Genomic DNA, 24,107 nt, shown 5'->3' on the forward strand with positions numbered 1-24,107 from the left:
CACAGCGTCATGCGCGGGCTTGACCCGCGCATCCATCCTCGAAACAAATCTCTCTTGAACGATGGATTGCCGGGTCAAGCCCGGCAATGACACCAAATAGGGTCATGCCCCGCTACAAACTCACCATCGAATATGACGGCGCGCCGTTTTGTGGCTGGCAGTTGCAGCCGGCCCTGCCGTCGGTGCAGGGCGCGCTGGAGGCCGCGGTACTGGCGACCTGCGGCGAGGCCGTGCGGGTGCATGGCGCCGGCCGCACCGACGCCGGCGTCCATGCGCTGGGGCAGGTCGCGCATGTCGATATTCCGAAGCCGTTCCGCGCCGACAAGCTCCGCGATGCGCTGAACGCCCATCTGCGTCCCAACCCGGTCGCTGTGCTGGCGGCCGAAATTGTGCCGGACACATTCGAAGCGCGGTTCTCGGCCGTGCGGCGGCATTATCGCTACCGCATCGCCAACCGCCGCTCCAACCTGGCGCTCGACATCGGCAAGGTGTGGCGGGTGCCGAAGCCGCTCGATACCGACGCGATGCACCGCGCCGCGCAGGTGCTGATCGGCAAGCACGACTTCACGACGTTCCGCGATACCGAATGCCAGGCGGCGTCGCCTGAGAAGACGCTCGATGTGCTCGATGTGATCCGCAACGGCGATGCTGTCGATATCGTCACCAATGCCCGTTCCTACCTGCACAGCCAGGTCCGCTCGATGGTCGGTTCGCTGGTGTGGGTCGGCGAAGGCCGCTGGACCGCGGACGACCTCGCCGCCGCACTCGCCGCGCGTAAGCGCTCCGCCTGCGGCCCGGTCGCGCCGCCGGAGGGGCTGTATCTGATGCAGGTGGATTACTAAGCGCAAAGGGGCGCAAGCATCTCGTTCGTCATTCCGGGATGGGCCGCGAAGCGGCACAGGCCCGGAATCCATAACCCCTCACAGTGAGTATGGATTCCGGGCTCGCGCTACGCGCGCCCCGGAATGACAAAGCGAGGTCGTTGTTACTTGAAATATCTCTCCAGCACGCCGCGATAGATCGCGGTCAGCTTGTCGAGGTCGCTGACCGGCGTGCGTTCGTCGATCTGGTGCATGGTCTGGCCGACCAGGCCGAATTCGACCACCGGGCAGTATTTGGCGATGAAGCGCGCGTCCGAGGTGCCGCCGCCGGTGTTGAGGTCGGGGTTGCTGCCGGTCACTTCGGCGATCGCGGCGCCGACCAGATCGGTGAAGGCGCCGGGCTTGGTGACGAACACGTCGGCGTTCGACGGCAGCCATTCGATCCGGGCGCGGATGCGGTTGGCGCACGCGGCCGCCAGCCTCTGTTCGACCAGCGCCTTCAGCGTCTCCTGGGTGTGGTGATCGTTGAAGCGAATGTTGAACTTGGCGCGCGCCTGTGCCGGGATCACGTTAGTGGCGGTGTTGCCGACATCGACCGAGGTGAATTCCAGGTTCGACGGCTGAAACTGTGCCGAGCCATGGTCGAGCGGCTCGTCGTTCAGCGCGGTGATCAGCCTGGCGATATCCGGCACCGGATTGGCGGCGCGGTGCGGATAGGCGACGTGGCCCTGGACGCCGTCGACGATCAGCACACCGGATTGCGAGCCGCGCCGGCCGATCTTGATGGTGTCGCCGATCGCCTCGACATTGCTCGGCTCGCCGACGATGCAGTGATCGAATCGCTCGCCGCGCTCGGCGGCCCATTGCAGCAGCTTGACGGTGCCGTTGACCGCGACGTCTTCCTCGTCGCCGGTGATCAGGAACGAGATCGAGCCCTTTGACTTGCCGCCGATCGCCGCCAGATAGTCCAGCGTCGCCGCGATCGCGCAGGCGATGCCGCCCTTCATGTCGACCGCACCGCGGCCGTACAGCAGGCCGTCCGCAACGTCGCCCGCGAAGGCGCCGTGAGTCCAGGCGCTGGCTTCACCTGGCGGCACGACATCGGTGTGGCCGGCAAAGCAAAGATGCGGCGCGCCGTCGCCGAGCCGCGCATAAAGATTGTCGATGTCGGCGGTGCCCGGCTCCGAGAAGGTGACGCGATGCACGGTGAACCCTGCACCCTTGAGCAGCGTCTCCAACACATCGAGTGCGCCGGCGTCCGCCGGAGTTACCGAGGGGCAGCGCAGCAGGTCTTGGGCGATCGAAAGCGCAGTCGGAGTCGAGGTCATCAGGTCGGCGTGCCTTGCGGCTCCAGAGGATCCGGGCCGTATTGGTTAGGACCGCGGGTGCCGCGCAGGCAGCCGAGTTCGACGAAGCCCCAGATCGCGATGCCGAGCCCGATCAGTGCCAGCACCAGGCTGACGGGGCTGTCCTCCATGGTCTGGTTGGAGCCGCCGAGCAGGCTCGGGCCGAACCAGAACAGCAGGATCCACCAGCCGCTCTTGTCGCGGTCGTGCAGCCGTTTGATGCCGGTGGCCAGGCCCGACCAGGTGCCGGCAAGGCCGAGTGCGATGGCGATCAACCAGATCAGCAGCGCGCCGCCGGCGAAGCGGAACAGCTGCTCGGGATCGACGCCGCCGAGCCAGGCGATGGCCAGCACTGTGAACACCATCCAGGCGGCGACGTAGATCAGTCCGACCAGCCAGTATTTGGCGCGATTGATCCGACCTCGAAAGCTGAAGAACAGCGTGGTCCAGTCCATTCGCGCCTCCTACAGGTGTCAGTCCCGCAGCAATTCGTTGATCGAGGTCTTGGAGCGGGTGCGCTCGTCGACGCGCTTGACGATCACCGCGCAGGCGGTGGCCGGGCCGGGGGCGCCGTTCTTCATCGGCTTGCCGGGCAGGGTGCCGGGCACCAGCACGGCATATTCCGGCACTTCGCCGACGAAGACTTCGCCGGTCTCGCGGTCGACGATCTTGGTCGAGGCGCCGAGGAAAACGCCCATCGCCAGCACGGCACCCTTGCGCACGATCACGCCCTCGGCGACTTCGGAGCGGGCGCCGATGAAGCAGTCGTCCTCGATGATCACCGGGCCGGCCTGCAGCGGCTCGAGCACGCCGCCGATGCCGGCGCCGCCGGAGATGTGGACGCGCTTGCCGATTTGGGCGCAGGAGCCGACGGTCGCCCAGGTGTCGACCATGGTGCTTTCATCGACGTAAGCGCCGAGATTGACGAAAGACGGCATCAGCACCGCGTTCTTGGCGATAAAGGCGGAGCGGCGCACGATTGCGCCCGGCACGGCGCGGAAGCCGGCTTCGCGGAAGCGGTTCTCGCCCCAGCCCTCGAACTTCGACGGCACCTTGTCCCACCAGTTGGCGCCGCCCGGGCCGCCGGCGATCACGCCCATGTCGTTGAGCCGGAACGACAGCAGCACTGCTTTCTTCAGCCACTGATTGACCGTCCAGGCGCCGGAGTCGTCGCGCTGCGCCACCCGCACCTTGCCCTGGTCGAGCAGATCGAGTGCGTCCTCGACGGCCTGACGAATCTCGCCCTGCGTTGCCGCGGTAACGGTGTCGCGCGCGTCGAAAGCGGCGTTGATGGTAGATTCCAGGGCGGTGAGCGGCATCGACGGGTCCTTGGGAGGCTGATTTCAGGGAGAGTTTTGCGGAGTGTTGTCCGGATTCGCCGGGTCGGAGTCAAGGCGCCGCCGCGTCCCCCAAGTCATCGCCGGCTTGTCCGGGCGATCTAGTATCCTAGAGCATTGGACCGTGGGAGGGCGCCGATGTCGCGTCAGTTTTACGTCTACATCCTGGCCAGTCGGATCAGCGGGACGATCTACGTCGGCGTCACCAATGACCTCGTCCGCCGCATAGCCGAGCACAAATCCAAAGAGGTCGAGGGTTTCACGCTGCGCTACGGCGTCGATCGGCTGGTGTATTTCGAAGTGTTCGACAGTATCGAGAACGCGATCCGGCGCGAGAAGCGACTGAAGAAATGGCCGCGCGAATGGAAGATCAGACTGATCGAGCAGCACAATCCGGATTGGAATGATCTGTACCCCGAGATCGCCGGTCCTGCCTAACTGGTGCACTGGAATACTGGATCGCCCGCATGCGCAGGCGATGACGTCATTACTGGGGAGGCGTGGCGCCTTACTTCGAGGGACTCAGCTTTCCCAAAAACCCTGTCAAATCATCGGTCACGTGATCGACGTGGGCGGCGTCGCGGCCTTCGAGCTCCCAGTCTTCGCGGACCACATCCTGGCTGTCGTCAGGCACCACCAGCACGGTGGTCATGCCGAGCTGGTGCGGCACGGTGAGGTTGCGGGCGAGGTCTTCGAACATCGCGGCGCGGGCCGGGTCGACACCATGGCGATCGAGAAAACGGCGGTAGGTCTGCGGCGCCGGCTTCGGCTCGAGGTCGGCCGCAATGATGTCGAACACCGCCTCGAAATGATGGCCGATGCCGAGCCGTTCCAGCACCTTGCCGGCGTGGGCGGTCGAGCCGTTGGTCAGGATCAGCTTGCGGCCCGGCAGTCGCTCGATCGCATCGCCCATCGCCGGATTCGGCTGCAGCGGCGAATGGTCGATGGCGTGGACATAAGCCAGGTAGTCGTCGGCGTGAACGCCGTGCTCGGTCATCATCCCGCGCATCGTGGTGCCGTAGCGCTTGTAGTAGTCCTTCTGGATACGGAAGGCCTCTTCCGGCGACACTTTCAGCCAGTTGGCGACGAAGTCGCGAATCCGCGCATCGACCTGCTGCCATAGGTTGAGGTGATGCGGGTACAGCGTGTTGTCGAGATCGAACACCCAGGTCTCGACGTGATCGAAGCCGCGTTTGCCGAGTTGCATCATGGGGCGGACAACCTCAATGTCTTGCCGCTACTGAGATCGACGGCCGCGAAGCCGGTGGCGGCGAGGCCGCGCGCCGCGCAGTCTCCCTGTTCGCCGATCTCGAACTTGCTGTCGCGCGTGCACAGCGTCACGCCACCGCCCCAGTTCAGCGCACGGCCCTTGATGGTGACCGGCCGGCCGCTGCCGTCGACCGCTTCGGCGAAGCTGAACACCCGCTTCGGCTGAGCGCCGAGGTCGGGACGCAGGCATTGGCCGGGCGCGACGCCGTACCACCCGCGGCTGGTGATGGTCTTGCCGTCGTCTTCACCGACGGCCGCCATGATCTTGTACTTGGTGTCGTTGCACCAGGTCAGTCCGCTGCCGGAGGGCTGCTGCACTGCCTTGATCATCACGTCGAAGAAATCCGGCGCATCGACGATTTCCGGCTTCAGGCCTCGGCTCTTGAGGAAGGCGGACAGCGCGGCCTGCGTCTTCGGGCCGTCGACGCCGTCGATCGGCGAGGCGTCGTAGCCGGCGATCACCAGCAGCCGCTGGATCGCGGCGAGCTTGGCCTGTTCGTCGTCGTAGCCGGAGTCTTCGGCCAGATACGCGATCTTGTTGCCGTCCTCGGTGTCGGTGGGCTTGATCTCGGTGAAGGCGGCGAGCGTCTGGCCGCCGCGGCATTGCCGCGCGGCGGCGATGACGAAATTGTCCTCGGCGATGCACAGCCGGTCGGTGCCGTTCTGCGGCAGCGGCGAGACGCCGTACACCGGCAGCGCCCGGGCATTCAACATGATGCGGTCGGCATTGAGCGCGCCTTGCACCACGACCCGGCATTGCGCCGGATCGATCCGCAGCCAGCCGCGCGACGCGGTGGTGCCGTTGGAATCGACCCCGATCGCCGTCTCGACCACGTAGCTCATGCGGTTGCAGAGCTTGAGGTCGGCGTGGGCGGCGGAGGCAAGGGCGAGGGTGGTGACAAGGGTGGCGAGGGCGCGCGATCTCCACCCCGTCATGCCCGGCCTTGTGCCGGGCATCCACGTCTTGCTGAGAAAACCGCCGGAAAGACGTGGATGGCCGGGACGAGCCCGGCCATGACGGATGTTGTCGCCGCAGCCCCGCATCACTTGTGGATCAGCGTGCCGGTGCCCTGGTTGGTGAACAATTCGAGCAGCACCGCGTGCGGGACCTTGCCGTCGAGGATGACGACGCCTTCGACGCCCTGTTCGAGCGCGTAGATGCAGGTCTCGACCTTGGGGATCATGCCGCCCGAGATGGTGCCGTCCGCGATCAGCTTGCGGGCATCCTTGATCGACAGTTCGGGGATCAGCTTCTTGTTCTGGTCGAGCACGCCCGGCACGTCGGTCAGCAGCAGCAGGCGCTTGGCCCGCAGCGCACCGGCAACGGCACCGGCGAAGGTGTCGGCGTTGACGTTGAAGGTCTGGCCCGACGCGGAGGTCGCCAGCGGCGCCAGCACCGGGATCAGCTCGTGACCGATCAGCTGGTTGAGCAGGGTCAGGTCGACCTTCTCCGGCTCGCCGACGAAACCGAGGTCGATCACCTCTTCGATCCGCGAATCCGGATCGACCATGGTCCGCGTCGCCTTGGTGGCGGACACCATGTTGCCGTCCTTGCCGCAAAGTCCGACGGCCTTGCCGCCGGCCTCGTTGATGTAGCCGACGAGCTGCTTGTTGATCGAGCCGGCCAGTACCATCTCGACGATCTCGATGGTGGCTGCATCGGTAATACGCAGCCCCGCGGCGAATTCCGACTTGATGCCGAGGCGCTTCAGCATCTGCGCGATCTGCGGGCCGCCGCCGTGCACCACCACCGGGTTCACCGCGGTCTGCTCGAGGAGCACGATGTCGCGCGCGAACGCCTTGGCGGTGTCCTCGGCGCCCATGGCGTGACCGCCGTATTTGATGACGATGGTTTCTTCGTCGTAGCGCTGCATATGCGGCAGCGCTTCGGACAGAATCCGGGCCTGATCGAGCGGGCTGATGACGGGCACGTCGGTCATGAAGCGGTCTTTCGAGCTGAAGGGATGATCTGAACGAGCAATTCCGGGGCCGTTGCGGCGGGACAGATCGCTAGCACTTCGGCGCGGCCGATCCTAGGGGCGGAATCCGCCGCCCGGGCTCGCGCTAGCGTCGTGGCCACAGCGCGGCGACCGCGAGCAGGAGCCAGCTTCCGATCAACACCGAGCCACCGGTCGGCGCCGCCATCGGAAACAGGCCGTGGCCGGTGAACTGCAGCAGCGTCAGCGCTCCGGCGAACAGCGCGGTGCCGAGCACAAAGCCGAAGGTCGCCGCCAGCCCGGCAATCCGGTGGGCGATGCCGCGCTCGACCAGCAGCACGGCCGCCGAAATCGCGCAGGCATGAAACAGCAGCATCGAAGAGGCCGGACCAAGCCGGCTGGCATCCGGCAGATGCGCACTCGCCGCCGCCAGGGCGACACCGGCAGCGCCATAAAGCCCGGCGATCACGATCGGGAGGCGGTGCAGGGCGTTCATCACCGCCGCTCGTCGAGCAGGCGGATCATCGCCGCCCGCAGCTCCGGCATACCGGCGCCAGTGCGTGAGGAGGTGGTCAGCACTTCCGGGAAGGCGGCAGGGTGCTTCGCCAGCGCCGCGAGGGTTGCGGTCACCCGCTCGGCGAGCTCGGCGGCTTTGACCTGATCGGCCTTGGTCAGCACGATCTGGTAGCTGACCGCGGCCTTATCGAGCGTCTTCAGGATGTCGAGGTCGACGTCCTTCAGCCCGTGGCGGCCGTCGATCAGCACATAGACCCGCGCCAGCGTGGCGCGGCCCTGCAGGAAGTGGTGGATCAGCGAGGTCCAGGACGCGACCTTGGCCTTGGAGGCGGCGGCGTAGCCGTAGCCCGGCATGTCGACCAGCCGCAGTCCGGCATTCGGCGGGCCTTCGAAGAAGATCAGCTCCTGAGTTCGGCCCGGGGTGTGGGAGGTTCGGGCCAGGGCGTTGCGGCCGGTGAGCGCGTTGATCAGGCTCGACTTGCCGACATTGGAGCGGCCCGCGAAGGCGACCTCGACACTGCCCATCGGAGGCAGCGTTTCGATCGACGGCGACGCCCAGATGAAATGCCAGTCGCCGGCAAACATCTTGCGGCCGCGTTCGATCAAGTCGGGATCGATGGCGTCGGTCATGCGGCGAGAGTCCAGGGGTAGCGCAAATCTGCGCCCGGCAGGGTCGTCATTCCGGGGCGGGTGCCCCGGAATGACGTGAACGTCAGGTCGTCTTCTTTTTCTTGCTGAAGGTCGATCTCAGATTGTCCAAGAGCTCTACCTTCACGCCGTTGCGCTGCATGATGAAGGCCTGCTGCGCCACCGACAGAGTGTTGTTCCAGGCCCAGTAGATCACCAGACCGGCCGGGAAGTGCGCCAGCATGAAGGTGAAGATCACCGGCATCCAGGCGAAGATCATCTGCTGGGTCGGATCCGGCGGCTGCGGGTTCAGCTTCATCTGGAACCACATCGTGAAGCCCATCACCAGCGGCCAGGCGCCCAGCACCAGATAGTGGCCGAGCACCGGGATCGCGGTCGGATCGTAGGGGATCAGGCCGAACAGGTTGAAGATGTTGGTCGGATCCGGCGCCGACAGGTCGTGAATCCAGCCGAAGAACGGCGCGTGCCGCATTTCGATGGTGACGAACAGAACCTTGTACAGCGAGAAGAACACCGGGATCTGCAGCAGGATCGGAAGACATCCGGCGACCGGATTGATCTTCTCCTTGCGGTAGATCTCCATCATTTCCTGCTGCTGCTTCACCTTGTCGTCGGGGTGGCGCTCCTTGAGCGCAGCAAGCTGCGGCTGGATCGCCTTCATCTTCGCCATCGAGGCGTAGGACTTGTTGGCGAGCGGCAGGAACAGCAGCTTGACCAGCACCGTCACCAGCAGAATGGCGACGCCGAAATTCCCGACCAGGTGGAAGAAGAAGTCCAACGCCAGGAACATCGGCTTGGTGATGAAGTAGAACCAGCCCCAGTCGATCAGCAGATCGAAGTGGTTCAGGCCGAGCTGGCGGTCGTAGCCGCCAAGGCCGGCGAACGGGAAGTTGATGCCGACCACCCGCGCTTCTTTGGCGCCGGCGAACAGCCGGGCGTTCGCGGTGACGGTGCCGCCGATCGGAACGGTGCGGGCGTCTTCGAGATAGTCGGTCTGGTAGGTGGTGACGTTGCCGACCTTGTTGGCCGAGAACCGCGCCTGGAGCTGAGCGCTGGTGTCGGGCAGCAGCGCCGAGGCCCAGTACTTGTCGGTGATGCCGAGCCAGCCGTTGGTCGCCTTGAAGCCGACCGACTTGGCTTCGTCGATCTTGCTGTAGCTGTATTCCTGCAGGCCCTGGTCGCCGAGATAGCCGATCAGGCCTTCGTGCAGGATGTAATAGCCTTCGACATGCGGGGTGCCGTGGCGCGAGATCAGCGCGAACGGATACAGCGTCACCGGAGCGCCACCGGTGTTGGTGACGTCGTCCTTAACGGTGAACAGAAAACGGTCGTCGACGGTGATCTGGCGGCGGAAGGTGAGGCCCTCACCGTTGTCCCATTTCAGCGTGATCGGAGTGGCCGGGGTCAGGGCGCCGGTGCCTGCCTGCTCCCACACCGTGTTGTGGTCCGGCAGCTTGACGCTGGCGCCGGCGGCGCCGACCCAGCCGAATTCGGCATAGTAGGGACGGGCGCTGCCCGACGGCGAGAACAGCTCGATCGGCGGCGACTTCGGATCGACCGTCTCGCGATATTGCGTCAGCGACAGATCATCGATCCGGGCGCCCTTCAGCGCGATCGAACCGGACAGACGGGGCGTTTCGACCTTGATGCGCGGCCCGGCAGCGAGTGCGGCTTCGCGGCTGACGGTCGGGGCGGCGGCCGGCTGCGGGCTGGCCGGAGCGGCGCCCGGCGCACCGGGCGAAGCCGGCGTCGCGCTCGGCTGCGCGGCACCCGGCGTCTGGGTTTCTGCCTGCTGCTTGGCGGCCTGCTGCTGCGCCTGCTGGGCGGCGCGCTGCTTTTCCATCTGCGGGATGTTGAAGAAGTATTGCCAGCCGAGCAGCACGAGGCCCGACAGAACGACGGCGAGGATGGTGTTGCGATTGTCGGACATCGTCGGGTCTCGTCACTCACGCGGGTTTGGGAGAGCGCCGCGCCACCCGCTCGAGCGCGGTGCGCAGATCGCCGAGCATGACGGCAAAGTCGCGGCTCAGCGCCGCACGGCGTCCGACCAGCACATAGTCGCTGTGCGGCAGCAGAAAACCGCGATCCGTCCGCTTCACCAATTCGCGCAGTCTGCGTCGAATTCGATTGCGTTCGGTCGCGGTGCCGATTTTCTTGGTGACGGTAAAGCCGACCCGGATCGGGCCCTGGTCTTCGCGGCGCAGGCTCTGCAGCACGAAGGCAGGTCCGTTGATCCGCAGCCCGCCGGCAACGGCGATGAAATCCGCCCGCTGCCGTAACCGCTCCATCAACAGGTCCCGGGCAAGCCCGATCAGGCGCTCAGACGCTTGCGTCCGCGGGCGCGGCGCGCCGCCAGCACCTTGCGGCCACCGGTGGTGGCGAGACGGGCACGAAAGCCGTGACGGCGCTTGCGCACCAGTTTGCTGGGTTGATAAGTCCGCTTCACGGGTCGTTCTCCGTCGCCGGGTCAGTTATTCATAAGTGGTGGGTAAGCCCGAAGATGTCGGCTCACGAATGAGCCGGATGCAGCCCAATAATGAACCGCCCCGGGCAGAGCCGGGCCATCGCGGACAGTTGGCGCGGCTTATACGGGAGCGTCCTGTTCTCGTCAATTGCACCCCGCACTGCTTTGGACGTGTCGAAACCGCGCGCTCATCTTCACGAATGAGGAAACGGTAATTTGACCTGCTTCTGGCAAAGGAGCATCTTGACATTAAATATTGTCACGATTCCGGCCCGACAGGGCGGTGAGGAGCGGGCCGAGGGCGACAATCGGTGCAGGCAGCGGACAAACAGCCGGAGACGCACGCGTGGCGGCGCGGCCTGGAGCCTAAAATTGGGCTGTCCGGCAAGCTGCTGCTGTTGACGATTCCGCTGATCCTGATCGCCGAAATCCTGATCTACGTGCCGTCGATCGCCAACTATCGGCTGAACCGGCTGAACGACCGCCTCGCCGCCGCCAACACCGCGGCGCTGGTGCTCGATGCATCCCCTTCCGGGCGGGTGCCCGATTCCCTCGCCCAGCAGATTCTCGACTCAATCGAAGCGCGGGCTGTGGCGATCAAGATGGGCCAGCAGCGCCGGCTGCTCGCCAGCTCGAACCTGCCGACCAAGATCGACCACGTCGTCGACATGCGGAACGTCACGCCCTGGGGCGCGATCCTGGATTCTTTCGTGGTGATGCTCGAAAGCGGCAATCCGACCATCCGCGTGGTCGGCCCGGCCGAGGGCAATGCCGAATTCATCGAGGTGGTGATCGACGCCGCGCCGCTGCGGAATGCGATGTATCGGTTCTCCAGCAATCTGCTGCTGGTGTCGCTGACCATCACCAGCCTGACCACGGCGCTGATCTATCTGGCGCTGCACTTCCTGTTCGTGCGGCCGATGCGGCGCCTGACCGCCAACATGGTCAATTTCCGCCGCGATCCGGAAAGCCCGGCCTCGATCGTGGTGCCCGGCCCGCGCGGCGACGAAATCGGCCTCGCCGAGCGGGAATTGTCGGACATGCAGCGCGACCTGGTGTCGATGCTGCATCAGAAGAGCCGTCTCGCTGCGCTCGGCTTGGCGGTGTCGAAGATCAACCACGACCTGCGCAATCTGCTGGCGTCGTCGCAACTGCTGTCGGATCAGCTCTCCAGCGTGCCGGATCCGCGGGTGCAGCGGTTCGCCCCGAAGCTGGTGCGCTCGCTGGAGCGTGCGATCGCGTTCTGCCAGTCGACGCTGTCGTATGGCCGCGCCCAGGAGGCGGCGCCGGACCGCCGCAGCATCCTGATCGAGCCGCTGGTCAACGACGTCCGCGAAACCGCAGGGCTCGCCGACGATGCGTCGGTCACCTGGGTCAGCGCGATCGAGCGCGGCTTGACCATCGATGCCGACCCCGATCAGCTGTTCCGCGTGCTGCTCAACCTGGTGCGCAACGCCGCCCAGGCGCTGGAAGGCCAGCCGCGTAACGACGCCAACCTGCAGCAGATCCGCATCACCGGCCGCCGGGAAGGCTCGGTGACGGTGCTCGAGGTGTCGGATACCGGACCCGGCGTGCCGCAGAAGGCGCGCGATCACCTGTTCGAGGCGTTCCACGGCTCGGTTCGCGCCGGCGGTTCGGGTCTCGGCCTCGCCATCGCGGCCGAGCTGGTGCGGGCCCATGGCGGAGAGATCAAGCTGGTGGAAGGCACGATCGGCGCCACCTTCCGGATCTCGATCCCCGACCGCCCGGTCGATCTGCACAGCCTGCGCAGCGAACGCGCTCGCGCCTAACTCTCTACAATTGAAGATTTTTCGAACTCAGCGGCCGTCCACGCCGGCACGCGTTGGCATGGTCGCAGGCTGCCTTTGCTGCTGATAATCCCCAGGACGGCCGCAGCGTCGTCAATCCGTAAGAAAAGAGCAGCCGGGGCGCTTGCCAATCCGAACCGGAGCCGCTAGCTATGGCGGCCTTCGCAGCGCTTCGCCGCTGCGGAACGCCAGCGGCTCCAGGCCTTAACGCCCAGCGAGCCCGCGGCAGACGCGCCCGTAGCTCAGCTGGATAGAGCACCAGACTACGAATCTGGGGGTCAGAGGTTCGAATCCTTTCGGGCGCGCCATTTCGAATTTTCCCGAACTCGATATTCGTTCAGGCGGCGACACGCCGGGCAATCGCGCTCGCGCTGTCCGGCACAGCGCGGGTCGTGCCGGCCCAGCGCGCCGAGCTGCGTCCCAACTGTAACCCGCAAGATCACATGGCACTCCCCCGGAGATGCGAGATAAGGCGGGACGACGCGGGATATCGTGAGCCAAATCAGGCCGTTGGCGCCGATGTAGTTAGCTCGGAAGCTGGCGGACGGCGCGCAAGATCAAATGGCACGGATGGCGGGCGGGCGCCGAATGCGCCGCCGCGGAAACCCCAATAAATCAGCGACTGCCAACTTCGAAGTCTGACGCGGCGTCAGTGTTTCGCCGAAAACGTCAATCTGGCCGCAAACGCTTGATACACGGGCATTTTAAGCGAGGTGGTCGCCCGTGGTCGCCGATCGAACTCTGACGCCGCCGTTTCAATCCGCCGAGCTAGTCTGCTGTCGGATCGCTCGGATGCACTCCTCCGAGAGCGTCTGCCATCGTGCGTATTGGCGCTCGTAGCTGGCCGGGCCGCCGCTCATGTTGCCGGCTTTCCCGGCCGCGATGAAGTCCACAACAGCCTTCGCCGCACCCGTGCACAGAGCCTTGTCGTGGTCAGCGAGCGGCAATTGTGCCGCGCTCCGAAGCTGTCGGGCGGCGGCGGTCTGCTCCGCATCGATCCGAGCGAGGTCGGCCGTGCCGGTGATCGCAATTCGAGCGTACTTCGCCGCCCGCTTTGTCTCGACGTACCAATCACGAGCCTGATCCCAGTCGCTGGCCATCGCGTTACAGGTGGAAAGAGCCGCCCAGGCCGCCGTCGAAACCATCAGAAAAAGCGCACGCATGCCACCGCCCTCAGTGACCTGTCCTTTAAGACAGTGGAACTAGACCATGGAACCAATAAACGCGACCCCGTCGCTGCTGAACACGTCAACCATCGGCTCAACGAATGGTACTATCCATACCAATCTCAGGCCGAGGCTTTACCTGTGCCTGGTTCTGCAACCACAGATAGAATGTCCCGACAAAGTTGCGCAACGATCAACTTGATCATGGTCCGCCGTTCGTCCGGATCGTCCGTTGCCGCGATGATCTGGTCGTACTTCTGAACGGCAAGGCGGCCGAGGTCGATCGGGGCCAGCGAAACGCGCTGATCCTTGTAAAGCCGCTGAATCGCATCAACGACTCGCCCGAACAACTCGTCATCAATCTGTGAGCCAAATTTGGCTCTTTCCCCTCGGGCGCCCATGCCGAACGCCGAATCCTCGTCCGGTCCGTTGAGCACCCAATCGACGGACACGCCGCACACGCTGGCGAGTTTCTGAAGCGCCAGCGCAGGCGGTTCGGCCGTCCCCGCCATGTAGTGGCCCAGCGTTCGGCTCGGGATTCCGGTCTTTTCAACGACAGTCTTCTTGTCGCCGGCACGCTCCATCGCGCGCCTGATCCGGCCGGCAATCGCCTGCAGCTCCGGTCTCCCTTCCAAAGCATAAACACTGTTGAGCGGCCAAATTTGGCTTGCGAGTCACAAGGTCTCTCAGTTGAGACGGGTGCTGCGCGGTTCGGCGGGCAGGCTTTCGCAGGCGATGGCGTGCGATAGGCGCCAGAACATCCGGGCGAGGCGGGTGAAGGCGATCAGATCGCGCTGCGGGGCCTCGATGGTCGCCGGCAGCGTGACGGTCTCGATGTCGAGGATCTGATCGAACGGCGCGGCGTCGCCGATCGATTGCGCGATCACCGAAACGCACGGCCCATCATCTTCGGCCTCCTGGGCGGTGGTGGGCGCCAGCCCCGGGTACTGCAGCGGCGCGTAGTAAAACTGATAGGCGCCGTGGCCGATCTGCTTCACTACATCGCTCTGCAGCGTCAGCGGGCCGCCGAAACAGATCAGTCGCGACTCCTGCAATTCCTCCGGTTCGAGCTGCTCCAGATCGCAGAGTTCGAGATCGTCACTGACGGTCAGTCCGGGATTGTGCTCGCGCAGCAGCGCGGCGAGCGCCGGCCGGTGTTCGGCATTGGCGGCGAACAGGATCAGGTTTTTCAGCATGACGAGCTCCTGGAGGTGAAGGCGACCTAGCGACCGCGGGCGATCAGGGAAGCGGGACCGGCGTCTTGCCGATCGAGCCTGGCGAAGAAGTCGTGCGGGATCGGCTGGCCGGGCACGATTTCCGCGACGCGCAGCCGCGCCGACGTTGCCGCTTCGCGAGCGAAGTCGACCTCATCTCGCCAGGCGCACAGCATCAGTTCGAGCCGGCCGAATCCGCCATTGTCGGCTGCGAAGGCGCTCGTCGTGGTCTCGACCGTTGTGGCCACCACCCGGCTGTCCGCGGCTGCGATGTCCCGCAGGATCACCGCAACGCCGTCGCCGGAGGCTTGATGTGACGTCATCACCACCAGCGCGTCACGTCCGCCGGTGCGGCCGGCGCGGCGTGCGGTACGCACCAGCGATGCGAAGCCGGGATCGGGGCCGAGGTCGGCCGAGGTGCCCGGCAGATCGTGGACGATCGTCGCCGAGGGCTGCGCGGGATCGCCATGCAGCGTGTGATAGCTGCGCGGCAGCCACACCGTGTCGAGCGTGCTGCGCGACAGCGCGAGGCTCCAGGCCTGGTCGAGCAGATAACCGTCCCAGACGGCGGGATGGGCTTTGGCCAGTCGCCGCCAGCCGAGTAGCAGCGCTTTCGCTGCCTCTGAACGTCCGAAATACAAGGTCCGCGCCGACAGTTCCCAGCGATTCCATCGGTGCAGGGCGACGTCGCAATCGAGCTGCGCCGGCAGGAGCGGCGGCGCCTGCAACAACGCGCCGGCCTCGATATAGAGCAGCGGTTCGGAAAATTGCTCCCAGGCCTGCAGGATGAACTCAGCCTTCTCGTAAGCGAGCAGACGGTCGTCGCATTCGCTCATCAGCGGGCTGATGTGCGCGGCGAGGCCGAGCGACTGAGCGGCGTGCTGCAGCGGCCAGACCAGATCGTCGCAGCCGTGCTGATAGCAGGACACGATCCGAGGCCGGGCTGTCTCGGACGCATCGGCCGCGAGCGTCTCGGCATCGCCCACTCCGCCCCACCACATTTCGTGCGGGCCCTCGGCGCCGCACGGGCCGACGGTGCCGAACTCAGTCAGTTTGGACTTGAGGAAATCGAAGTCGGGATTTTCCCCGAACGGCAGCACCACCACGCAATCCCGCGGCAGCGCGCTGCAGAACAGTTCGGCGCCGGCGCCGCTCATCGGTTCGGTCACGATCATCAGCCCGGCGTCGGGGTCCGGCGTTTCGCCGGGGCGTTGCAGCTGTGCGGGGCCCGCGCGATTCGCCAGCCAGTCCAGCCGTCGCCGCTGCGACGTCCCGAGCCGCAGTCCGGTTGTTTGCAGCAGTTCGGTGAGTTTGGCGGAGGGGGAGGTCGGCATCATGACGCGCTCGTTGAAGGCATGGTCATGACTTCAACGCACCAGGTCGCCGGATCAGGCGCGGCCGGCGCCGGATCCGCTAACCGCCGAGCGGGGTGATTGCGACGGTATAGATGGTGATGCCGTCCGCCGGCTCGACCGGTATCAGCAGGCAGCCGTCGTCGTCTGGGGCGAGGTAGTGCCGTCCGCTGCGGGTCAGCCCGGCGGCGCCAAGACGGTCGGTTGCGACCGGCGCGAACGCTTCGGTGCGCATCGCCTCGGCGGCGGTGCCGCCGCGCTGGATCATCACGCCGTCGATCACGCCCTCCCGCGCCAGCCGCCCCAACGGCACCGCGATCATGGCGATCCGCATCGCGCCAGACAGCGGAATGCGCAGGCGCAGGCCGCCGAAACCGGTGCGCAGCACCGACACTTCCTGCAGCGATCCTGCGCCGTCCGCACCGAACAGACCGATCCGGAGCGCCCCGTGAGGCCTGTCGCCGACCATCTCGCCAGAAAGCTGGCCGGCGCCGAACAACGCATACAGATAGGCATGCGACGGCGAGCGTGCGGCGAAGCTGCCCGCCATCCACATCGGCGGCGGCGACAGCGCACAGGTTGTTGGCAGGCCCCGCAGCACGATCTGATCGCCGATCGCGGCGCTGTGAATCATGGGCGCGAGCGTCTCGGTGCCGAGATTGACGTCGTGCTGAAATGAGCCGAACAACGCCAGTTCTTCCTCGTCGGGCAGCAGCAGCAGGCGGCCGAGCGTCGTGGCGGTCGCGCGCGCGGCGACGCCGGGATCCTGATAGGGATCGAGTCCAACCTCGTGGGCGACACCGCGTGCCGCCGACGCGTAGGTCAGCACCCCCGCTTGGATCTCGGATGTCACCTCGATCTGCGCGGCCCGCCGCGGATCGGGCTCGCGCAGCACGTGACCGTCCGCATAGTCGCGCACCGAGCCGTCTGCCGAGCAGCAGATCTGCTCCAAGATCGGCGCGTTGCGGATCAGCGTCCGATTGAGGTGCGGCGTCAGAACGAGGTCGTCGATCAATCCGGAGACGGTGTCCTCCTCGGCGAGGTCGTCCCACGCATCGCCGAGGGCGAGCAGATAGCAGCCGTGAACGCGCAGCTTCAGACCGGCGAGTTTGAAAACGCGGCTCAGCGCCTTCTGCACACTGGCCGAATAGCCGAGATCGACCAGCAACAGATCGGTGCAATCGTCGAGGTCGGGAATCTGCTGCCGGATGTAATCGAGCAGGCGTCCGCGCAGGCCCGCCGCGAGCGTTTCGATCTCGTGTGGCTCAACCAAGCTTGGAAGAGCGTCGGCCAGCTCGATGCCGGTGGCGATTCCGCCGGCGCAGCGTCCAAAATAGTCCGCCAGCGCCGGCGGCAAGATTTTGAGCATGTCCTGCAGCTTCGCCGCGTCGATCCTTGGGATCTTGCGGATCAGTTCGCAGATCGGCCCGATTGTGTCGGCCGACGCAATCAGGCTGACGCGGCGATTGATCTCCAGATAGGCGGCGGGCTCGCCGCGGGTCTGTTGCCACAGGCGGTGCGACAGGAAACCGTCGCGGCCGAGAAACCCGATCGCGACACGGAGGCCGTCGGCTGCAAGTTTGGCGCTGCGTATCGCCACGAATTCGTCGAATGCCGCCAACACCGGCCCGACCACCGTGGCGCCGAGATGATGTGCCGCAGACTTCTCGGCGCTGCGCGCCGCCACCATCCGCCGCAGCGTGCGTGCACCGTGGTCGAGCCTCGTCGGCTGTCCTTTGAACATCAGCTGCTGCAGCGAATCTTCGCGCAGCAACCGCGTTGCGAGCCGCGGGCCGGCTTGCGGATAATGTCGTGGGCGGATGCCGTGCCGCTTCGCGCCGCGGACGTCGGCGTGCTCATTGTCGCCGACATGGTATGCGGAGTCTGCGTCGATACCTTGTTGGCGCAGATAGGTCGCGAATAGATCTTCTGCCTTGCCGCTGCCATGGTCGCAAGACGCGTACAGGAAATCCCACGTCAGCCCCGGACTGCAGGCGCGCAGCAGCCGACCCAGCCGCTCCGTATTCCAATAGGTGTCGGAGATAAAGCCGACACGATTCCCGGTGCGGCGGCGCGCGCGATATTGCTCGAGCATGTCCGGATTGATTCGGCATAGTTCGAGTTCGGCGCTGAATTCGGCTTCGATCAGGTGGTCGAGATCCTCGCGCTTCAGCCCGAACAACCGGAAGGGAAAGCGCGCGTAGATCTGGTCGATGCTGATTTCTGTCGCCTGTCCCCGCGAACGCGCGGCCTCGCGGACACGCGACTCGGCCAGGATGCGATGTTGGACGAAATGTTCAGACATGTTCGGACACAGAGTCGAAACACGCGACAGCTGATAAGTCCGCTCGAACACGCCGGTCGGCGTGGTACAGGCGCGCACCAGAAATGTATCGAAAACATCGAACGACCAGGCGAAACGATTCTCGGCGCAAGGTGTGTGAGCGATAGAAACAAAAGACATAAGGCGAAACTCAATTGTTTGCCTTTGTTCAACGGACGCATGGTACAAATCAGGCGCGTCGATACAGAAAGTCGTCGTGCGATCAGTTGATTGCTTTCACCGAGAACTGACAGATTCGAACATGTGTGATCGTCGGATCGATGAGTTGGAAATTTCTGCGGGCGGAGATGCCGCCTTTGTCGACAGTTCTTCGGCGAATTGATCGCCCCAAGGTCGCTCAGCGGCGGCTTCGACTTTCTGCGCTTCGCTCTTCTATCATCAGCACTGCTGCCCCGATGCTGTCGTGGCCGCGCGCGGCGCGCGGAGCGGCTGTTTGCGGCTCGTGGTCCCGATCAGGGCGGCAAATTTTGCCCGGCGGTGGGCAAATTATTCCACCTAAGTATCTGAAAAAATTGCAAAATCTAGCGCCTGATCGGGAGTGGTGGCGCGTTCAACTCGATGAGCCCGCGTTGGCGGAGTTTTGCCGGGGCTGCGAGTTGGAGGATGCGAGATGAATGGCGCGCTCGATGTTTTGGCCCCCGCCGAAGTCATAGTCGCCGCGACTGCCCCGGCTGATAACGAAGCGTCGGACATGCAGCCGGTCGAGATCGTGCTCGATAGTCCGCCGGTCAGTGCCGAGATGGTGTTCGACGAGGATGCCGATCTGCTCGACCGGCTTGCGACCGACGACGAAGCGGCCTTCAGGATGCTGGTCGAGCGGCACATCGACCGCGCCTATTCGATCGCGCTCCGCATCCTTGGCAATGCGGCCGATGCCGAAGACGTGGTGCAGGACACCATGTTGAAGGTGTGGACGCATCGCGGGCGTTGGCAGCACGGCCGCGCCAAGTTCTCGACCTGGCTGTATCGCGTCGTCAGCAATCGCTGCATTGACCTGCGCCGCAAGCCGCGGACCGAAAACGTCGAAGCTGTCCCCGAAGTGGCGGATACTCAGCCGGATGCGGTTCGCGTGATCGAGCGCAACGAGCTCAGCAATCTGCTCGAAGCCGCGATGCAGCGGCTGCCCGAACAGCAGCGGATCGCGGTGATTCTGTCGTACCACGAGAACATGAGCAACGCTGAGATCGCCGAGGTGATGGACACCACCATCTCCGCGGTGGAGTCGCTGCTTAAGCGCGGGCGTCAGCAGTTGCGCGCACGGCTCAGCGGCGACGAGTCCGAGCTGCGGGCGGCGTTTACCGATTTTTGACCATAACTTTCGCTGCGTCCGCGCTGGTCGCCTGATCGCGGCCGGTCCCTCCGTTTGAGCAATCAGACGGGGACGATCCCGCGTCGTCAGGTGTCATCGCCGCGATGCGGCGGGTTATGCCGTTCAGCACAGGAGCCTTGATATGCCCGCGATCTCGACCAACACGGCGGCCAACTCCGCGGTCCGCTACCTCAACATCAACTCCGCCCAGGAGACCAGCTCGCTGTCGAAATTGGCGAGCGGCTCGCGCATCACCTCGGCGTCCGACGACGCTGCCGGCCTTGCGATCTCGACGCGGATCTCGTCCGACGTCACCACGCTGCAGCAGGCGGCCACCAACGCCTCGCAGGCGGTGGCGATCCTGCAGACCGCTGACGGCGGTGCGTCGAACATCAGCGACATTCTCGCCCGGATGAAGTCGCTGGCTTCGGAATCGGCCTCCGGCACCACCACCGACTCCAGCCGCGCTTACATCAATTCGGAATTCTCTCAGCTCTCGAGCCAGATCGATTCGATCGCGAGCGGCACCCGCTATTCGAGCCAGAGCCTGCTCGACGGCACCAGCGTATTCGCCTCCGGCGTCGCCGTGCTGGTCGGGACGCAGAGCAGCGACTCGATCACCATTACGCTGTCGAACCTCAAGGCTTCGACGCTGGGTGTGTCGACGCTGGACGTTAGCAGCCTGTCCGGCGCCACCACGGCGCTGAGCGCGCTCGACACCGCGATCAACACCGTATCGTCGGCCCGCGCCAGCATCGGCGCGCAGGAGTCGCGGTTCAATTTCAGCGCCGACTCGATCTCGACCCAGACGCAGAATCTGCAGTCGGCGAATTCCGCCATCAAGGACGTCGATATCGCGGCCGAGCAGGCAAAGCTGTCGTCCGCCGAGGTGAAGACCCAGGCGGCGGTGTCGGCCGAAGCCGCGGCGAACCAGATGCCGCAATATCTGCTGAAGCTGCTCGGCTGATGACGTCTATCCGGGCCGGCACCTGCCGGCCCGGCCTTCTCCTGTGATCGGACTTTGGTCATGACCTCGGTCAGCAGCACGACGTCGAGCACCGCCACGACCAGCAGCACGAGTTCGTTGACGTCGTCATCTGGCGTCTCGGTGACGACCTCGGGCAGCTCGACCACCACCAGCGTCGATTGGGATTCGCTGATCGCCTCGGCGGTGAACGCCAAGCTCGCCGCGGCCACTTCGATCTCGACCAAGATCACCGCCAACGAGGCGAAGATCTCGGCCTATCAGACGCTGCAGACCGATCTCTCCAAGCTGTCGTCAGGATTGTCCTCGCTGGCGACCGCGGTGGTCAATTCACTGGCCACCAACGTGTTCGCCACGCGTGCCGCAACGCTGTCGTCGACCGGCGACGTCAGCGCCTCCTCGGCGCTGTCGATGAGCGTCAGTAACGGTGCCGCGACCGGCGACCATACGCTGACGATCAGCCAGATCGCCACCGCCCACAAGGTGATGGGCACGACGCAGTCCAGTCAAACTGACGATCTCGGCTATTCGGGCGTGTTTTCGCTCGGGCTCGCGGGCGGATCCACCGCAGACATCACCGTCACCAGCACGATGTCGCTGCAGGATATCGTCGATGCGGTCAACGCGCAGACCTCGACAACGAACGTCGAGGCCTCGATCGTCCAGGTGTCCTCCGGTGCCTACGAAATGGTGCTGACTGGCACCAAGGATGCGGCCGATATCACCTATTCGAGCAGTTCCGGGACCGACATTCTGAATTCGCTCGGCTTCACCGACAGCTCTGGTGCGTTTGCGAACGTGCTGCAAACCGCTCAGGCGGCGAAGTTCTCGCTCGACGGCATCTCGATGACGCGGGACACCAACGACATTACCGACGTGCTCGCAGGCGTCACCTTCAATTTGCTGCAGGCGACGCCGACCGGCTCGGCCATCAACATCAGCATCGGCACCGACACCAGCCAGATCCAATCGGCACTGACCACCTTCGTCACCAATTACAATACGTATCGGGACGAGGTGATCGCGCAGCAGGCGACCAACTCCGATGGCACGGCATCGGACAGCGCGGTGCTGTTCGGCGACGGGACCATGCGCGATATCACGACCCGGCTGGAAGCCGCGCTGAACACGACGGTGGGCGGGCTGTCGATGAGCGACCTCGGCCTGTCGTTCAACGATCAGAACGAGCTCGAACTCGATACGAGCACGCTGTCGACGATCCTCTCGACCAATCTCAGCGGCGTCACCAAGCTGCTGTCGGCGCAGACCACCACGTCGTCCAGCCAGCTCAGCGTCGTCAACACCGGAACGTCCCCCCAGTCGTTCACGCTGGATCTGACCGTTGATTCCAGCGGAACGCTGAGCAGTGCCTCGGTCGGTGGCGACAGTTCGCTGTTCACGATCAGCGGCAACACGATCATCGGGGCGTCCGGCAGCATCTACGCCGGCATGGCATTCACCTATACCGGCACCACCTCGCAGTCGATCACCGTCACGTCGACATCGGGCATTGCCACGCAAATGTACCAGATCGCCAAGACGGCCTCGGCCAGCACTGGCTCGCTGCAGACGCTGATCACCAATCTGCAGAGCCGCGACAGCGAGCTGCAGCAGCGGGTGGACGACATCACGGCCGCGGCTGCCACGTTCAAGGCGCAGCTGCAGACCCAATACGCCAAATACCAGGCGGCGATCGCGAGCGCCGACAACACGATGACCTATCTCAAGGCCCTGCTTAACGCCAGTTCGAGTAATTGATGACCCAGAATGCAATGGCGCACCGCGCCAATCAGGCTTATCGCGGCACCGCCGTAACCGTTCCTCCGCTGAAGGCCGTGGTGATGTTGCACGGCGGCGCCATCACGTTGCTGCATCAGGCGATCGAGGCGCAGGAGGCGCGCCGATTTGAGCATGGCCACGATTGCCTGGTGCGGGCGACCGCAATTCTCCGTGGCCTGAGCCATCATCTCGATTGCAGCCGTGGTGGCGCCGTCGCCGAGCGGTTGTACGAGACGTACAATGCGCTGGTGCTGGCGGCGCTGCGGTCCTATGGCAGGCCGCATGCCGCCGCCAACCTGCGGCGGATCATCGCGAGCATCGCCGAGTTGCGTGAGGCTTGGGAGTATGTCGCGGTGACGACGCGGCGTTGATGACGATGATCCCCGTAATCGTCTCCACCGAAAACGGATTTCCGGCGGCACGCAATTGCTTTAAGAGGGAGGTGGTAGCCCTCGGCGAGCACAGCATGGACGTTGCGGAACTCGAAGACCTGATCGATCGGCTGGGGGAAGATCCTTCCCGCTGGCCCGATGATCGGCGTCTCGCCGCGGAGAGATTGCTGCAGGAGTCCGCCGCCGCGCGCGCTCTGCTGGCCCAGGCGCGTGCCGTCCGAGAGGCGCTGTCCGCGCCGCCGGTTCGGGCCCCGGCGGGCCTCGCCGACCGGATCGTTGCGGCTGCGATGCGCGCCGAAACGGCCAAGACAACCGCCAAGACCGAGCCTGCCGACGATCGCGCTCCCTCCGAGCCCGCGACTCCCCACGGCTAAGCACGCTCTGTTGCTCCGCCTGATTCTGGCGCGACCATTCCAATGAGCTGCCTCCGAATCAGCCAGCGCGGCGATGAAGTCGGCGCTGCAATTCATCCAAGGTCTTTGAACTGATCCAGATGCTGCGCCGCTTCGTCAGCGGCACGTATCGTCATTTGCCGCCTGGTACGCATGCTGATCGTGCCGGCGCAGCTCCGTTACGTCCTGCTACAGGCAAATTCTGCCGAGCAATCAAATCGTTCTGCCGCCGCGAACGCGCGCCTGATTTGACGGCCTCGCCCGTTTGATCAGCAGACCACCTCGCGATCACCACCACGACGATCACCACACGACCCGAGTCCTCCGCCGCATCCGGCGAAGACAGGATGGCTGCGCCATGACCACGATTTCCAGCGCCGTATCGACGGCCGCCACCACGACCAGCACGACGAGTTCGACCAGTTCGGCGTCTTCGTCGCTGAGCTCGAGCGATTTTCTCAGCCTGCTGGTCAGCGAACTCCAGAACCAAGATCCGCTGAACGCGACCAGCACGACCGATTTCATCAATCAGCTCACCTCCTATGCCAATTTCAGCCAGCAGCAGGAGATCAACTCCAGCATGACGTCGCTGGCGAATTCGTTCTCCAGCCTGGTGACGCTGAATTCCGTCAACTACATCGGCCACACCGTCGAGGCGAAGACCGACACGGCGACGCTGACGGGCGGCTCGGCGACCTTCGGCTACACGCTGTCGTCAGCGGCCTCCGATGTGTCGATCAGCATCAAGGACTCATCCGGCAACACCGTATGGAGCGGCACCGGCTCCGGCAACGCCGGCTCCAACAGCTTCACCTGGGACGGCAAGAATTCGAGCGGCACCCAGCTCGCGGACGGCGGCCAGTACACCATCTCGGTTACCGCGACCGATTCAGCCGGCAACTCCGTCTACAAATATTCCACCGTCAGCGGGACCGTGACCGGCATCGACACCTCGTCGAGCACGCCGGCCCTGCTCGTCAACGGCGTGTCGGTCAGCGCCAGCAACATCATCGGCGTTTCGTCCTGAG

At 64.9% G+C, this 24,107-nt stretch carries 25 protein-coding genes and 1 tRNA gene; 10 read left to right on the forward strand and 16 right to left on the reverse strand.

The window, feature by feature from the left end; all coding sequences use genetic code 11:
• Positions 1-104 precede the first annotated feature (104 nt).
• Positions 105-842, forward strand: a complete 738-nt coding sequence (gene truA, locus LRC39_RS03195) for a tRNA pseudouridine(38-40) synthase TruA (protein WP_264075391.1) — start codon at positions 105-107, stop codon at positions 840-842.
• A gap of 143 nt (positions 843-985) precedes the next feature.
• On the opposite strand, the gene dapE is transcribed toward truA, so the two are convergent.
• The 3 genes from dapE to dapD are packed head-to-tail and all read right to left on the reverse strand — an operon-like array spanning position 986 to position 3,486.
• Complete coding sequence (gene dapE, locus LRC39_RS03200; RefSeq protein ID WP_346296303.1) at positions 986-2,149, reverse strand: succinyl-diaminopimelate desuccinylase; 1,164 nt, start codon at positions 2,147-2,149, stop codon at positions 986-988.
• Entirely contained in the window at positions 2,149-2,622 is a 474-nt protein-coding gene (locus LRC39_RS03205; RefSeq protein ID WP_346296304.1) for a DUF805 domain-containing protein, read from the reverse strand. Before LRC39_RS03205 ends, dapE begins: the two co-directional genes overlap by 1 nt.
• Before the next feature lie 18 nt (positions 2,623-2,640).
• On the reverse strand, positions 2,641-3,486 hold the full coding sequence (gene dapD, locus LRC39_RS03210; protein ID WP_346296305.1) for a 2,3,4,5-tetrahydropyridine-2,6-dicarboxylate N-succinyltransferase: 846 nt from the start codon (positions 3,484-3,486) through the stop codon (positions 2,641-2,643).
• Positions 3,487-3,642: 156 nt separating this feature from the next.
• On the opposite strand from dapD, the gene LRC39_RS03215 reads away from it, so the two are divergent.
• On the forward strand, positions 3,643-3,942 hold the full coding sequence (locus tag LRC39_RS03215; RefSeq protein ID WP_346296306.1) for a GIY-YIG nuclease family protein: 300 nt from the start codon (positions 3,643-3,645) through the stop codon (positions 3,940-3,942).
• A gap of 70 nt (positions 3,943-4,012) precedes the next feature.
• Here the strand turns inward: LRC39_RS03215 and LRC39_RS03220 are convergent, their stop codons facing one another.
• The 8 genes from LRC39_RS03220 to rpmH all read right to left on the reverse strand — a co-directional run bounded on the left by LRC39_RS03220 (position 4,013) and on the right by rpmH (position 10,320).
• The gene (locus tag LRC39_RS03220) at positions 4,013-4,714 is read right to left on the reverse strand and encodes a pyrimidine 5'-nucleotidase (RefSeq protein ID WP_346296307.1); all 702 of its coding nucleotides are present in this window, start codon (positions 4,712-4,714) and stop codon (positions 4,013-4,015) included.
• On the reverse strand, positions 4,711-5,730 hold the full coding sequence (locus tag LRC39_RS03225) for a DUF1036 domain-containing protein (RefSeq protein WP_430624919.1): 1,020 nt from the start codon (positions 5,728-5,730) through the stop codon (positions 4,711-4,713). Before LRC39_RS03225 ends, LRC39_RS03220 begins: the two co-directional genes overlap by 4 nt.
• Positions 5,731-5,816: 86 nt before the next feature.
• Positions 5,817-6,713 carry an acetylglutamate kinase gene (gene argB / locus LRC39_RS03230; protein ID WP_107342826.1) on the reverse strand — a complete coding sequence of 299 codons (897 nt, stop codon included), beginning with the start codon at positions 6,711-6,713 and terminating at the stop codon, positions 5,817-5,819.
• A 124-nt stretch (positions 6,714-6,837) separates the two neighbouring features.
• Positions 6,838-7,206, reverse strand: coding sequence for a DUF423 domain-containing protein (locus LRC39_RS03235; RefSeq protein ID WP_346296309.1), 369 nt, complete (start codon positions 7,204-7,206; stop codon positions 6,838-6,840).
• Positions 7,206-7,856 carry a ribosome biogenesis GTP-binding protein YihA/YsxC gene (gene yihA, locus LRC39_RS03240; RefSeq protein WP_107342828.1) on the reverse strand — a complete coding sequence of 217 codons (651 nt, stop codon included), beginning with the start codon at positions 7,854-7,856 and terminating at the stop codon, positions 7,206-7,208. The genes LRC39_RS03235 and yihA overlap by 1 nt, the downstream gene beginning before the upstream one ends.
• Positions 7,857-7,938: 82 nt before the next feature.
• Positions 7,939-9,804, reverse strand: coding sequence for a membrane protein insertase YidC (gene yidC, locus LRC39_RS03245; protein WP_346296310.1), 1,866 nt, complete (start codon positions 9,802-9,804; stop codon positions 7,939-7,941).
• A 16-nt stretch (positions 9,805-9,820) separates the two neighbouring features.
• Positions 9,821-10,162, reverse strand: coding sequence for a ribonuclease P protein component (gene rnpA / locus LRC39_RS03250; RefSeq protein ID WP_011156201.1), 342 nt, complete (start codon positions 10,160-10,162; stop codon positions 9,821-9,823).
• Positions 10,163-10,185: 23 nt separating this feature from the next.
• Entirely contained in the window at positions 10,186-10,320 is a 135-nt protein-coding gene (gene rpmH / locus LRC39_RS03255; RefSeq protein WP_006609582.1) for a 50S ribosomal protein L34, read from the reverse strand.
• 329 nt (positions 10,321-10,649) lie between these two features.
• Here rpmH and LRC39_RS03260 point away from each other — a divergent pair, with 329 nt between their 5' ends.
• On the forward strand, positions 10,650-12,128 hold the full coding sequence (locus LRC39_RS03260; RefSeq protein ID WP_107354127.1) for a sensor histidine kinase: 1,479 nt from the start codon (positions 10,650-10,652) through the stop codon (positions 12,126-12,128).
• Positions 12,129-12,377: 249 nt separating this feature from the next.
• Positions 12,378-12,454 (forward strand) — tRNA-Arg (locus LRC39_RS03265).
• Between the two features lie 447 nt (positions 12,455-12,901).
• Here the strand turns inward: LRC39_RS03265 and LRC39_RS03270 are convergent.
• The 5 genes from LRC39_RS03270 to LRC39_RS03290 form a co-directional block, all read right to left on the reverse strand.
• Positions 12,902-13,309, reverse strand: coding sequence for a hypothetical protein (locus tag LRC39_RS03270; protein ID WP_346296311.1), 408 nt, complete (start codon positions 13,307-13,309; stop codon positions 12,902-12,904).
• Between the two features lie 125 nt (positions 13,310-13,434).
• Positions 13,435-13,896, reverse strand: a complete 462-nt coding sequence (locus tag LRC39_RS03275) for a helix-turn-helix domain-containing protein (RefSeq protein WP_346296312.1) — start codon at positions 13,894-13,896, stop codon at positions 13,435-13,437.
• 102 nt (positions 13,897-13,998) lie between these two features.
• The gene (locus LRC39_RS03280; protein ID WP_346296313.1) at positions 13,999-14,508 is read right to left on the reverse strand and encodes a hypothetical protein; all 510 of its coding nucleotides are present in this window, start codon (positions 14,506-14,508) and stop codon (positions 13,999-14,001) included.
• Positions 14,509-14,534: 26 nt separating this feature from the next.
• Positions 14,535-15,863 (reverse strand): hypothetical protein, encoded by a 1,329-nt coding sequence (locus LRC39_RS03285; protein WP_346296314.1) that lies wholly within the window; start codon positions 15,861-15,863, stop codon positions 14,535-14,537.
• A gap of 76 nt (positions 15,864-15,939) precedes the next feature.
• A complete protein-coding gene (locus LRC39_RS03290; protein ID WP_346296315.1) occupies positions 15,940-18,342 on the reverse strand; it encodes a hypothetical protein in 2,403 nt (800 codons plus the stop codon).
• A 490-nt stretch (positions 18,343-18,832) separates the two neighbouring features.
• On the opposite strand from LRC39_RS03290, the gene LRC39_RS03295 reads away from it, so the two are divergent.
• The 6 genes from LRC39_RS03295 to LRC39_RS03320 all read left to right on the forward strand — a co-directional run bounded on the left by LRC39_RS03295 (position 18,833) and on the right by LRC39_RS03320 (position 24,106).
• Positions 18,833-19,531 carry an RNA polymerase sigma factor gene (locus tag LRC39_RS03295; protein ID WP_346296316.1) on the forward strand — a complete coding sequence of 233 codons (699 nt, stop codon included), beginning with the start codon at positions 18,833-18,835 and terminating at the stop codon, positions 19,529-19,531.
• A 142-nt stretch (positions 19,532-19,673) separates the two neighbouring features.
• A complete protein-coding gene (locus LRC39_RS03300; protein WP_011156207.1) occupies positions 19,674-20,498 on the forward strand; it encodes a flagellin in 825 nt (274 codons plus the stop codon).
• Between the two features lie 60 nt (positions 20,499-20,558).
• Complete coding sequence (fliD, locus tag LRC39_RS03305; RefSeq protein ID WP_346296317.1) at positions 20,559-22,274, forward strand: flagellar filament capping protein FliD; 1,716 nt, start codon at positions 20,559-20,561, stop codon at positions 22,272-22,274.
• Positions 22,274-22,666 carry a flagellar export chaperone FliS gene (fliS, locus tag LRC39_RS03310; RefSeq protein ID WP_263990480.1) on the forward strand — a complete coding sequence of 131 codons (393 nt, stop codon included), beginning with the start codon at positions 22,274-22,276 and terminating at the stop codon, positions 22,664-22,666. Before fliD ends, fliS begins: the two co-directional genes overlap by 1 nt.
• A 95-nt stretch (positions 22,667-22,761) precedes the next feature.
• Positions 22,762-23,061, forward strand: a complete 300-nt coding sequence (locus LRC39_RS03315) for a hypothetical protein (protein WP_107346408.1) — start codon at positions 22,762-22,764, stop codon at positions 23,059-23,061.
• 376 nt (positions 23,062-23,437) lie between these two features.
• Positions 23,438-24,106, forward strand: a complete 669-nt coding sequence (locus LRC39_RS03320; protein WP_107354133.1) for a flagellar hook assembly protein FlgD — start codon at positions 23,438-23,440, stop codon at positions 24,104-24,106.
• Position 24,107: the final 1 nt, after the last annotated feature.

The organism is Rhodopseudomonas sp. P1, assembly GCF_039642825.1.
Lineage (GTDB): Bacteria > Pseudomonadota > Alphaproteobacteria > Rhizobiales > Xanthobacteraceae > Rhodopseudomonas > Rhodopseudomonas palustris_H.